Consider the following 11844-nt stretch of genomic DNA (forward strand, 5'->3'; position numbering starts at 1 on the left):
ATGAGCTGAACCAATTCCAAGCGGTTACTCGCCCGACATGACGTTGCTATCACCAATTGCCTAAAGTCGCGTTGGGGATAGCCGCGTTGCTAACGTAAATTCCGTTACAACAATCGGAACGATTATCCGGTCTTACTGCTATCCGTGACTAGGTTTCTGGCTTTACTAATGCAGCCAGAATGACGATTAGAACGTATGCCGTCGACCTCCGGATAGATTTCACAAATTGATGTTGAAGCGCATCTTAACTTGCGAAAAAGCACCTTCGCGCAAGTAAAAGGCAACTCCTCGCTCATTCCATTCCGGTGTCTGCCATTCAAGTTGATCCGCACCGAGCCTTCTAGCTACGGCTATCGCCTCAGCCAATAGGCCTGCACCGACACCTTTGCCTCGCTCGTTGGTTGTCACATACAAACAATCAAGATGCGCCCAGATATGGTCTCGCCAGAGAGAGTAGTCGATCGTCAGAGAGAAGTATTCAAGAAGCTCTCCTTGTCGAGACGCGACAAAGATATGCGCACGGGCACCTTCGCCGGTCACGAGAGATAATAGGCCCCGTCTGGAGATAGTTGCCTCGTTTCTCTCGTAGTTAGCGTGATCGCGGATCATGGCCAGCAAGTCGTCACAATCGGACGACTCGGCTGGCCTGATGACCATCGGCATCAACTTTGATCGGACTGGAGAGAAAAGCCCTCATCAAGCCAGCCGGTGATCCCGCCGGTCATGATCTTAACGGGACGGCCGAGCTCCGCCAAACGTAAGGCTCCACGCGCCGCGCCGTTGCAATGAGGCCCGGCGCAATAAGTCACAAAAACCGTCTCATCGCTCCATTGTGCCATCCTCGATGCCACGATCTTTCCATGCGGCAAATTAATAGCTCCAGCGACATGCCCCTGCGCGAATAGAGCTGGACTTCGTACATCGAGCAAAACGAAGTCCGCACCCTTCGACAGAGCGTCGTGAACGTCCCAACAGTCGGTCTCGAATGCAAATTCAGCAGCAAAGTGCTCCTTTGCAAGATCGCTTGCGGCCGGAGCTACAGCAGTAACGGCACTTGGCATGAGAAATCTCCTTTCCCTGCAACAGTGCTATGCCGCAGTTTCACTTGCCATTGGCGCAAATGACAATGAACGTAAACATCATGCCAAATATGCAAGGTCCATTAGTTGCCGCTCTACTCTATGATGGATTGTGCACGTTCGAATTTGGAATCGCTGCGGAAATTTTCGGTCTTCCGCGCCCGGAAATGGGTTCAGGCTGGTATCGCTTCGCAAGCTGCGCAATTGAACCCGGACCATTGCGTGCACATGGCGGCTTCAGCATTCTACCAGACGGCGGGGCCGATCTTCTTGAGCAAGCGGATCTTATTATCATCCCTGGTTGGAAGGGCTCTGATATTCCTGTCCCTCAAAGCCTGACAAATGCTCTAAGACGCGCAAGATCAAAGGGCGCAAGATTAGCTTCGATATGCTCCGGAGCTTTTGTCCTGGCAGAGGCCGGATTTCTTGACGGCTCGATAGCCACCACCCACTGGCGCTACGCTGACGCCTTGCGCGAAAGATTTCCGGCTATAGAAGTCGATGACACCTCGCTCTACCGTGGCGCCAACGGTATCTATACGTCGGCAGGCAGCGCGGCCGGCATAGACTTGATGATAGAAATTGTGCGGCAGGATTTCGGTGCACTGGCCGCCAACTCAGTCGCTCGCCGAATTGTCATGCCTGCCCATCGCGGAGGCGGTCAGGCGCAATTTCTGGAACGCCCGGTTGCTTTACGGGTAAGCGCCAGTATAGCCCCGGTATTCGAATATATTAGACAGCACATTCATCACCAATGGTCCGTCAGCGAGATGGCGAGCAAAGCGAGAATGAGCAAACGTACTTTCGAACGCCGTTTTATGGAAGCCACCGGTGAATGGCCAGGCCAATGGCTCATCAACGAAAGACTTGAAGCGGCAAAGGAAATACTTGCTCAGACAAATCAGCCCATGGAGAAAGTCGCGGAGGCTGTTGGCTTTGGAAGCTCACATGCACTCCGTCATCACTTCCGTCGCCTCGTCAGGCTCAGCCCCAGCGATTATCGCCGTCAATTCTCGAAGGTGCCGATGAATAAAGTCGCGTCCGAGGCTAATGCTCAAAATACACTAAAGGGCAGGACTGCTTAAGACGAGCAACACTCCAAGACGAGTTACAGTTACACGCGCAAGTAGCTCACATTTTTCCGCAAGGCGGTTTCAGCTTCGTCATCGATCTGAGCTAGCAATTCTCCCACAGGCCTAACCGCCTGGATGAGCGTCGCTGACATGCCAGCATAAAGCGGTCCTGCTTCCCAATCGCCGTCCATTGTCGCCCAAGGCGTCGCCACATTGTAACGAAGCATTGGAACACCTTCCGAGAATTGCCCGATTGCTTCTCCTTCTCCCGGCCGTGATCCATTTGATGGATAGCCCGCATCCTTCCAGTTCTTGTAGGTCGAGTTGGCAATTACTCGATGAGGTGAATTTGGCCATCCACCATCGAACAACGTTGTCTCGACCAAGTCTGATAATCCGCAATCCACGATCATTTGTTTGTGCCCAGGATGACTGCCACTTTCGGCCGATGCAACAAATCGTGTCCCCATCCATGCCCCACATGCACCGAGCGATAATGCGGCTGCCAGGCCTCGTCCATCAGCTATGCCGCCAGCTGCCACCACTGGAACACCACGCGCAGAATCAACAATCGTCGGCAACAAGGTCATAAGCGGCGCCTCGCCGGTAAGATGACCGCCGGCCTCTCGCCCTTGCGCCACGATAAAGTCCACTCCGCAGTCAGCTGCTCGTTTGGCTTCTTCGGATCCCGACACAGTCCAAAATACTGTCGCCCCCTTATCCTTTGCACGCCGAACATACGGTGCCGGATCGCCACGCAAGAACGAAACAACTCGGCAACCAGCATCAAGAGCGGTTTCAAGCCGCTGCATCTGGTCCGCAATCAAAACAAAATTGACGCCAAACCGACCAGCACCGCCAGCAGACGCGATGTAACCAGAAAGTGTCTGACGCAGTTCAGCCTGAGGAATGTGGCCCAGCGCGACAAACCCCAGAGCACCCGCATTTGCGAGAGCTCCGAGGAATTCAGGAGTCGATCCGCGGCCGAGTGGAGCCGCCACGACGGGATGGCGCAGATTCAATCCATCCGTCAGCGCAGTCTTAAAACCCATTTCGAACTCCGATCACTCAGCTGACCGATGGCGCGAAGTAGGCGCGCTGCATATCGCGCGGATATGTCTCCTTGGCACGCTCCGCGACGGCGAGATCGATTTCTGTCGTGACGAATGGTCGAGCTACAGAGGTTTCAGCAAGCAAAGCCGCTTCAGGCGAGAACAGCCAACTAGACCCGGAAAACAGATCTCGGTCATACGACCGGCGATTGGCAGAGGCGAGATAACACCCCGAAATCACCGCAGAAAGCTCACAAGCAGCACGCCATCGTCGTCCTACTCCTCCCGCCCGCGGATGAGAAATAAGATGAGCCCCAGCAATACCGATTTCCCTCGCATGCTCTGGAAACATGATCTCACTGCAGAGCTGGAAGCCAACACGCAAAGTGTCATTCGTGACAGGGGCGAACTTTCGATCACCCTGGGAAAACCACAGCGTCTCGCGCGCTATCGGGACATCTGGCAAATACCACTTGCGCCGAACAGCCTGATAACCTGAAGCCTTCGACCAGAGAAAAGCCTCGTTGTACCGATGGCCATCGCGCTCTATCGGCCTGGAGGTCATCACGGTCTTGCAGGAAAGTGCGCCGAATTGATCGATCATCCGATCGTGATCTCGAAGCGCCTTCCGCCACGACTCATCATCAACCCGATCTCCGACAAATATCCATTCGCAAAACGGCATTTCCGGCAAAACAACGATGTCAGGCCTATCAACCCCAGCTTGCGCGACAAGACTTTCCCATGCCGCCTTCTTTCGCGACGCTTCATCCGGAAATTCGCAAACCATAATTTTCATACTGATCACCTATTGGACTGCTTTCCGAAAAATTAGCGGAACCAACGTTGGCAGAAATGACAATCTCATGATATTTTCTGCCAATGCCCAAAATGCAAAAAACCGTGCTGTTCGCTTTCGATGGATGCCAACTGCTCGACATTGCTGGCCCCTCCTCTGTATTCGGAATTGCAAACAACATTGCTGGCCAAGAGATCTACAATGTCTCGGTGATCTCACCGTCCGGCGGCCTAGTTGCAACGTCCTGCGGTATCTCGATCGCAACGGAAGCGCCGACTTCTCTCGCACCTAAAATGGTAAAGACCTTGCTTGTCGCAGGCGGCGGGCAGACAACCATGCACAAAGCCATAGCGCTGCCCAGCACGCAAACATGGCTGCAGCGCTGTATCGAGGCGGCACCGCGCTTTGGTTCGGTGTGCTCGGGCGCCTACATACTAGCCGAGCTTGGAAAATTGGATGGTTTACGCGTGGCCACGCATTGGGCCGACTGCGTTGACCTTGGGATGCGTTATCCTAGTCTGTCGGTCGATAAGAATGCGCTTTTTATCGTAAGTGGTAAGGCCTGGACATCCGCTGGAATTTCAACCGGCATAGACATGGCTTTGGCGATGGTCGAGCAAGACACCAGCCGACAAGTTGCAGATAAGGTCGCAAAGTTCATGGTGCTCTATGCACGAAGACCGGGTTATCAATCTCAGTTTAGCGAGATGCTCAATGCGCAAATCTCTGCCGGAGAGCCATTTGCCAACTTGATCAGTTGGATGGAATCCCGAATCTCTCATCCCATCGGAATCACAACGCTGGCCAATCGCTCGGGGCTCTCAGAGCGATCATTCTATCGAAAATTCGTAGCCGCAATCGGTCAAACTCCCGCACAGTTCGTTCTTCAAATGAGATTGGAAAAGGCGCGAACCCTGCTAGCGACAAACCTGCCGCTGAAAGTTATTGCCAGGCGAACTGGCATGAGCTCTGCGAGCCATCTCAATCTCGCATTCGAACGTAAGTTCGGCCTTTCACCATCGACATTCCGAAAGGTACATCACGTTGGCGCTCATGAATGACCCTATCGACAACTGAGAATTGTGCTCCATCTAGCTAGAACCATTGGCTCGCCGCTCGCAGGTTGGACGACGGTAAGGCGATAGGATTCTGATGGAGCAAGTCGTCCGATAGCAATCTGGGCGATCGGATTGTTTTGGCCCTCTGTACTCATATTTGCGCTACTTCACAAACCCGTCGCGCTTGATTTCCCATCACTTCACAACGCAGGATCTAATCACCGAAACTTGCAGAGGTCCGTTCAGGCGCCGACGGCACAGCCGTAATCTTGGGCCCTTTTGATTGCTGTGCGCGCCCATCTGAAGAAACAGCGCAGAAGGCGACGACATAACCCAGGCCAAGCTGGCCATCTGAATTTAAGAACACGTCACTATTCAATCCGGTTTCGCTATTGATAGACTTCAAATCTTTTGATGAGTCCGCCTTGGATGGCATGATAACTATCATGGACAATCCACGTCGAGTTTCTTCGTCCACAAGGAGTGTGCATGTCTACTACTGTAACCGCGCACGGGCTTATTGATCGTGCTTACGCCAACGACCTGCTTGATGCTGTTCAGAAGTATTTTGATCTGATGTACGACTGCGATACGTCTCGCTTTAATCAGGTTTTCGCGCCAACCGTCCAACTGCACGGATTCCGTGAAGGAAAGATGGTTGCTTGGCCTGCACCGGTCTACCGGGATATCCTGGATAAGCGCCAGTCGCCTAAATCTGCGAACTCACCCCGCGCTGATGAAGTACTGTTAATCGATTTTTCCTCCCAAACACAGGCTTTCACAAAGGTTCGCGTGAGGGTCAACACGATGGTATTCGTGGACTATCTGACGTGGCATTTAATCGATGGCACTTGGCTGATTACATCGAAAGGCTTTCACGTCGAATCGAATGACGGTGAAATCTAAGATTAGAGACCAACTACAGGCAGATTTATCGAGCTGCCTGTAGGCGATTGCCTGCTAGTAGCGACTGCTAACGGAAGTGTTCAGCACGCGATCAAGAAGCAGCCGTGGAGAGTTTGTGACGCCAGCCCAGTATACACTATGATCGGGATGCCCCGTTCCGCCAGAAATTCGATGGTATCGGCCATCCGCGCCCCCAAGGAATTCCGATCAGGATGACGTCACAAAAATCGTCGACGACGCGGGCCGTGTAGATGGGGTGTGAGTATCACGATCTTGCCGTCCGCCGCTTTACGGCCCCGGATCTCCGGCGCGGTTATCGGCCTCACTCTGGGCTTGGCTGACGCTACGCGACGGCTTCTCGCATGAGGATCAGCTTGGTCGGCGGATTCGCGAGCGCGTCGATCGCCTCGTCCCATCGCGCCACCGTGTGGATACGCTGCACAGGTACTTTTCGTTGAGCCAGCAGATCGAGCACCTTGGGCATCAGCGCCTGAATGTTCGCCCACCCGATCGTAAAGCGCACGCCCTGAGCGTACATCGCACCGACAGGTAGCGAAGCCGAGCCGTGTTAGACGCCGCAACTGGTGCATCGACCATAGGGTGCGGTGGACCGCAGCGTGGCCGAAAGCCATTCACCGGACGGGACGCCGCTGGCGTCAACTGTCACCGGATAACTTCCATGGCGGGATGGCGCTTTACGCATCTCGATCGCATTGGCTCCCACAGATTCGGCGATGGCCAGGCGGGCGGGATCGTTGTCAATGAAATCCACCTGTTCAGCACCAAGTGCGCGTGCGAGTGCCGCGGCATACAGACTGATCGATGGGGCACCACCGCCGCCGACCACAAGCACCGGTGCTCCGGGTTCTTCGAGCAGTCCCTCGGCGACACATCGGAAGGCATCAGAAAGATTGTCGCCGACGCTGGCCGCATCGACGGCCGACACGCCCTCAGGCAACTTGGCCATCATGGTATCGGCGTAAGGCACGCGCACGACGTCGCTGGCGGCACCACCCCAATTGCCGAAGATTCCGAATCCGTAGGCGGAATTTCGCGGCACCGTGGTGCAGGCGGCTGGAAAGCCACGCTTGCAACGATTGCATTTGCCGCATGCGACCAGAAACGACACCACGACGCGATCGCCGGGGACGAACGCGGTCACACCGTCGCCGATTTCGATCACATCGGCCACAAATTCGTGGCCAAAGCAAAATTCATCACGCGCTGGAAGCCCGCCCCTGAGGTAGGCGGTGTCCGCATCGCAGATCGAAAGGGCAACAGGACGGACCAGCGCGTCGTTGGCGTGCAGCAATTTCGGTGCAGGCGTCTCACGCCACTCCAGCCGCCGATCGCTCCGCATCATTAGTTGTCGCATAGGACCCTCTCGTTCATGATCAAATAATTCGACGGGCGGCGGCAGGACAAACAAATAAAACTGTAAGCCAGATGATCCCAATTCATTTCATCGATCGATGGACTACGTCATTCCTGGATCACGGGTCGAGCGATGGCTGAATCGATTGATCTCTTCGATCGGGAGCGCATCCATATCGGCGCGAAGTCCGATCAAGCGCGTGAAATCCTCAACCGCCAAGCGACCATCGTCTCCTCGAATGCCTTGATCTGATTCAGCACCCGCATGACCATCTTACCTTCCCGTTGCCGTATGTTCTTGATCTGAAAGCTGCCGCTCATTCCAGAAGCTGCGTGACTCCCTGATCAAAGCAGCGGGATTGTCCTCCTGGACGTTGTGTCCCGCGTCGGAAATCTCGACGAAGCGTCCGTCGTGGAACCGGCTGGCGAATTCAGCGGCCGCCGACGCCGGCATGGACCTGCTGCGACCGCCGCGGACCATCAGAAAAGGCGCACTAAACGCGCCGACGCGGCCAGCCAATCCCTCGATATGCGCAAGAATATGCGAGTAGTCGACCATGCGCCGGGAGTCGCGGCGCCACTCCCACGCACCGTCACATCTCTCCCGCAGAAGGGCTCTCATCCGGTAGGCGACCCGATCCCGATCACTTCCCGGGCTTGTTCGCAACGCGGCGTCGATTACCGCTTCAATAGATGGTGCAGAGATCATTCCGTTGATGAATCTTCGCATTCGCGCGGTCCCCTCGAATTCGACACCGGGCGCTACGTCCACCATCGTGAGACTCTTCACCAGACTCGGTGTGGTGAGAGCTAGCTCGGCGGCCACTACGCCGCCCAGCGACATGCCTACGAGATGCAACCGCTCAATGCCGAGCTCGGAGGCCGCTTCCGCCGCGTCCGCTGCCAGTCGCCCTATGCTGTAATCGTCGGATCGGGAACTCTCGCCATGGCCCCGCATATCCAGCGCTATCAATCGAAATTCGGAGCGCAGGCCTGCGCAAACATAGTCCCAGGTTTGGGCCGTGAGTGCTCCGCCGTGCAACAGCAGCACCGGTGCCCCGGTGCCACCCCAATCGAGGGCACGCAGACATACGTGTTCGGCAACGTCGAGCCAAAGCGTGCGTGGCGCGGAAACATCGCCGGCGATGCCGAGGCGGTGAATGATCGCTCGCAGTTCATCGGGGCGCCAGGGATCGTCTCCCGTACTCGGCAACATCCGGTCTAACGCCCACCCAATCTGTTTCACGTCCCTTCAGCTCCTGACCAGAAGTCCCCGGTGATCCCGAGACTCGACTGACAAAAGTACTCGCAAGATCGAGCCCCAGAGTTTCTTCTTCTGATCCCGGAATGGCTCCTCAGATCGCGCCATGCCGGCGCTCCGCCGAAACTCGGACCCGAACAGAGGATCGAGCGCGATTGCCTGGTGCATCAGGCCGACGATGAACCGGGTTTCGGAAATCGGCGGACCGGATTTTCCGGCCGCAGCGAACGCCTTCAGGCGCATATCGTGAAGCGCTTCGACGACCGGGCTCAGCAGCCCCACCCCGCGGTCTCGCCAGCCGGACAGATGCAGCCTCAGCGCAAGCGCTGCATAGTCGCCGTCCGCATAGAGATCGGCGATGATATCGACCAGCCGCTCGACGGAGTGATCCGTCTTCTGCCATCGCACCAGTCCAGCGTTCAGCTCGTCTTTCAGTCGCCGCCCGCCATGGCGCAGCAGTGCTTCGAGAAGTTTCTGCCGCGTGCCGAAATGGTGGTTAACCGCCGCGTCCGTCAGCCCCACCTTCGCCGCCACGGCGCGCACGTTGACGGCGTCCGACCCGGACTGCCGCAGCAGGGCTTCGGCCGCATCGAGAATCAACTGCCTCGATTCGTCCTTGCTCCGTCGAACTCGCGATTTCGTCGTCGTCATGCGCGCAAGCTCAGACGTAACTGGCATTGAGGCCGGCACCCCATCGGGTCATCCATTGCTCGTACTTGGCGGCATCGCCCACATCGAAGCGCTCTCATGAAATAACCCAGCGCGTTCTCCCAGCCAGCAAGAGCATCTAGACGCACCAACCCGACCGCATTTCTCGCCTCGGGTTCGTGGGCAGAATTTCATCCCTTCAAGTTGACCGTGTATTCGCTTACGAGGTCGGCACCGACGGACAGCGGTGTGTACCGGGTGCCAGTCAGCGTGCCATCTCCTTCCGCACCATCGAAGCGCCCCTTACCGCCGAGAACGGTGAGAGTTCCGACAAACCGCGTTTTTGCCCCGTCAACCATTCCCGTGCCGGTCGATTTAAGCCAAAGCGCCGATCCGTCTTCGAAAGCAAGAATTGGGAAAAGAGTGAAGGTGCCAGCGCCATTTGTGTAGTCGGCCAGACTCGCGAAATGGACGGTTGCAATCGTGCCGTCGGCGAGAAACGCCAGTCCGGAGAAGCGGGTCAGCGATGCCGTATGACCATCCACATCGCCGACATCCAACGATTGTGCCGATGTCACGTGGGTAACCATGCGAAATTTGAGCACTTCGTCAGTTCTTGTCGTGCGCCGCTCCGTCATCGTATTTTCTTCCATTGGCATTGCCGAGGGAGGGCGAGACGCGAATCCAGCGTCGTTTGAAACGTCTGACGCCTTCGATATGACCTGCGCACTCTCAGCGCGAACGAAATTATCTCTCCTTCAAATGAGAATGATTGAGTCTGCTTAAGCCGCCAGGCTTCCCCCAAAGCTCGCCGTGAGGAGGGCCTTCAGGGCCCGTCTTCTCTTGCAACATGCTGCGGCCAAGCATTCCGGCACAACGACATATGAGTTTAATGTTCGAACGCACCAACGCATTTATCGACGGTTCGGCCTGCGCGTCGCCTTCGAGCGCCTTAGCGCGGCACCAGTTCTCCGCATTCGATTTTCGTCTGACGTTCCTGAAGGTGCGATCTGACTTGCTCAGTCATGCAGGTGTTGCCGTGGACCACCTCCCCTTTCCACATCGCCTCCCCTAAGCTGGTCGGCCAGGTTTGCTCGGCGGGATTATCTCGGTGCAGCTCAATCCAACGGTCTTGCCACGCCGCGGCGATCGCGTGAGCTTCAGCTTCGCTTAATGAACGAGGGCCTTGGCGTAGATTCGCACACCGCGCTTCGACCTCGGAGAGCAATTGAGCGTGGCGCTGTTTCGTCAGCGCGGCATCTTTGGTCTTGAGACTTTGTTTCTCTTCCCGCTTGCCAAAAAGCTCGCGGAGATCCGCAGGCACAGCTCTGCGAAACCAATAGACCGCTATCAGGATGCTTCCACGGACGTGACATAGCCAAGGGCATTTGTACCAGCCTTTTGTACCAAGCCGGTAGCAGTAAGCATCTGATTTTGCATTAGTTTTGTGGAAACAACCGCTTAGGAAAGCGATGGTGCCCAGGGGCGGGATCGAACCACCGACACTGCGATTTTCAGTCGCATGCTCTACCAACTGAGCTACCTGGGCGCCGCCCCGAACGCTGCCAAAACAGCTTGGAGGGAGAGCGCCGGTTTATAGTGAGACGCGGCGGCGCTGTCCAGCCATCGGGCGAATTTTGCGGGGACCGCTGTGTCAAGCGGCGGCGTCTTAAAATCCTCCCGGATTCAAGGGCTTCGGGGGAGCCGGGAAACGCCCGAATGGGCTATTTCGGCTCGTCCGGGTCGTCCTCGTTGTCGCTCTCGCGCGCGGGGATGGCGTAGGACCCCGACAGCCAGCGATTCAGGTCGACATCGCGGCAGCGTTCCGAACAGAACGGCCTGGACGCCTCGACCGGTGGCTTGCCGCAGATCGGGCATGGCTTCGCGCGGGGCGTGGATTTCACGCCCTCAGCTGGCATTCAGCCAGCCGAAGCGGACCGGAAAACCTTCACCGCCGAGCAGCGCGGTCGATTCATACAGCGGCAGTCCGACCACGTTGGAATAGGAGCCGACCATCTTCACTACGAACGAGCCCGCGATGCCCTGCACTGCGTAGCCGCCGGCCTTGCCGCGCCATTCGCCGGAGCCGATATACGCCTGGATATCGTCCTCGCTCAGCCGCTTGAACCGCACCCGCGTTTCCACCAGCCGCTGACGGAATGTTTCCTTCGGCGTCACGAGGCAGATCGCGGTGTAGACACGATGATTGCGGCCCGACAGCAGCCGCAGGCATTGCGAGGCCTCATCCACCAGTTCCGCCTTCGGCAGGATGCGGCGACCGACCGCGACCACGGTGTCGGCGGCGAGAATGTAGGATCCGCGGAGATCATCATCGAGCTGCACGGACTTGAGTGCCGCGTCGGCCTTGGCGCGCGCCAGACGGTTGGCGCAGGCGCGCGGCAGCTCGCCGCGCTTGGGCGTCTCGTCGACATCGGCGGGACGCAACGCGTCAGGCTCGATACCGGCCTGATTCAGCAGGCTGAGTCGCCGCGGCGAACCGGAGGCAAGGACAAATTTGGGACGGCCTAACATGCGAGACTTGTCGATTTCGGTCAGGGGTCAATGGGCGCGGAAACTATCCGAAGGGCGTGGTC

The 11844-nt window shown here is 56.9% G+C and carries 16 protein-coding genes and 1 tRNA gene; 3 read left to right on the plus strand and 14 right to left on the minus strand.

The genetic code is table 11. The features are described from left to right. Positions 1-219: 219 nt before the first annotated feature. Both I554_RS0116770 and I554_RS0116775 read right to left on the minus strand, forming a co-directional pair. The gene (locus I554_RS0116770) at positions 220-609 is read right to left on the minus strand and encodes a GNAT family N-acetyltransferase (RefSeq protein WP_192819978.1); all 390 of its coding nucleotides are present in this window, start codon (positions 607-609) and stop codon (positions 220-222) included. A 53-nt stretch (positions 610-662) separates the two neighbouring features. Next, the gene (locus I554_RS0116775; protein ID WP_024577279.1) at positions 663-1061 is read right to left on the minus strand and encodes a rhodanese-like domain-containing protein; all 399 of its coding nucleotides are present in this window, start codon (positions 1059-1061) and stop codon (positions 663-665) included. Positions 1062-1090: 29 nt separating this feature from the next. Between I554_RS0116775 and ftrA the strand changes: the two genes are divergently transcribed. After that, positions 1091-2164 (plus strand): transcriptional regulator FtrA, encoded by a 1074-nt coding sequence (gene ftrA / locus I554_RS0116780; protein ID WP_244432773.1) that lies wholly within the window; start codon positions 1091-1093, stop codon positions 2162-2164. Between the two features lie 29 nt (positions 2165-2193). On the opposite strand, the gene I554_RS26470 is transcribed toward ftrA, so the two are convergent. Continuing rightward, positions 2194-3204 carry a nitronate monooxygenase gene (locus tag I554_RS26470; protein ID WP_081710799.1) on the minus strand — a complete coding sequence of 337 codons (1011 nt, stop codon included), beginning with the start codon at positions 3202-3204 and terminating at the stop codon, positions 2194-2196. A 16-nt stretch (positions 3205-3220) separates the two neighbouring features. Next, positions 3221-4003 carry a carbon-nitrogen hydrolase family protein gene (locus I554_RS26475; protein ID WP_081710800.1) on the minus strand — a complete coding sequence of 261 codons (783 nt, stop codon included), beginning with the start codon at positions 4001-4003 and terminating at the stop codon, positions 3221-3223. An 83-nt stretch (positions 4004-4086) separates the two neighbouring features. Here I554_RS26475 and I554_RS0116805 point away from each other — a divergent pair, with 83 nt between their 5' ends. Further along, a complete protein-coding gene (locus I554_RS0116805) occupies positions 4087-5064 on the plus strand; it encodes a GlxA family transcriptional regulator (protein ID WP_244432774.1) in 978 nt (325 codons plus the stop codon). A 211-nt stretch (positions 5065-5275) separates the two neighbouring features. Here the strand turns inward: I554_RS0116805 and I554_RS26935 are convergent, their stop codons facing one another. Continuing rightward, the gene (locus I554_RS26935) at positions 5276-5509 is read right to left on the minus strand and encodes a hypothetical protein (protein WP_152527705.1); all 234 of its coding nucleotides are present in this window, start codon (positions 5507-5509) and stop codon (positions 5276-5278) included. A 41-nt stretch (positions 5510-5550) separates the two neighbouring features. Here I554_RS26935 and I554_RS0116810 point away from each other — a divergent pair, with 41 nt between their 5' ends. Beyond that, positions 5551-5967, plus strand: a complete 417-nt coding sequence (locus I554_RS0116810; RefSeq protein ID WP_024577273.1) for a nuclear transport factor 2 family protein — start codon at positions 5551-5553, stop codon at positions 5965-5967. A 343-nt stretch (positions 5968-6310) separates the two neighbouring features. On the opposite strand, the gene I554_RS26040 is transcribed toward I554_RS0116810, so the two are convergent. From I554_RS26040 to I554_RS0116860, 9 genes are all read right to left on the minus strand, one after another. Then, positions 6311-6505: a hypothetical protein gene (locus I554_RS26040; RefSeq protein ID WP_051358678.1), complete on the minus strand. Its 195-nt coding sequence runs from the start codon at positions 6503-6505 to the stop codon at positions 6311-6313. Between the two features lie 30 nt (positions 6506-6535). Continuing rightward, the gene (locus I554_RS25675) at positions 6536-7279 is read right to left on the minus strand and encodes an alcohol dehydrogenase catalytic domain-containing protein (RefSeq protein WP_192819829.1); all 744 of its coding nucleotides are present in this window, start codon (positions 7277-7279) and stop codon (positions 6536-6538) included. A 336-nt stretch (positions 7280-7615) separates the two neighbouring features. Then, positions 7616-8587: an alpha/beta hydrolase gene (locus I554_RS0116830; RefSeq protein WP_024578261.1), complete on the minus strand. Its 972-nt coding sequence runs from the start codon at positions 8585-8587 to the stop codon at positions 7616-7618. 6 nt (positions 8588-8593) lie between these two features. Then, on the minus strand, positions 8594-9253 hold the full coding sequence (locus I554_RS0116835; protein WP_024577271.1) for a TetR/AcrR family transcriptional regulator: 660 nt from the start codon (positions 9251-9253) through the stop codon (positions 8594-8596). A gap of 188 nt (positions 9254-9441) precedes the next feature. Further along, positions 9442-9903: a hypothetical protein gene (locus I554_RS0116840; protein WP_024577270.1), complete on the minus strand. Its 462-nt coding sequence runs from the start codon at positions 9901-9903 to the stop codon at positions 9442-9444. Between the two features lie 299 nt (positions 9904-10202). Next, entirely contained in the window at positions 10203-10742 is a 540-nt protein-coding gene (locus I554_RS0116845; protein ID WP_343205866.1) for a DUF6538 domain-containing protein, read from the minus strand. Continuing rightward, a tRNA-Phe gene (locus I554_RS0116850) sits at positions 10724-10799 on the minus strand. The genes I554_RS0116845 and I554_RS0116850 overlap by 19 nt, the downstream gene beginning before the upstream one ends. 175 nt (positions 10800-10974) lie before the next feature. After that, entirely contained in the window at positions 10975-11169 is a 195-nt protein-coding gene (gene yacG, locus I554_RS0116855) for a DNA gyrase inhibitor YacG (protein ID WP_024577268.1), read from the minus strand. After that, positions 11159-11782 (minus strand): Maf-like protein, encoded by a 624-nt coding sequence (locus I554_RS0116860; protein ID WP_024577267.1) that lies wholly within the window; start codon positions 11780-11782, stop codon positions 11159-11161. The genes yacG and I554_RS0116860 overlap by 11 nt, the downstream gene beginning before the upstream one ends. Positions 11783-11844: the final 62 nt, after the last annotated feature.

This window comes from Afipia sp. OHSU_II-C1, assembly GCF_000497575.1.
GTDB lineage: Bacteria > Pseudomonadota > Alphaproteobacteria > Rhizobiales > Xanthobacteraceae > Afipia.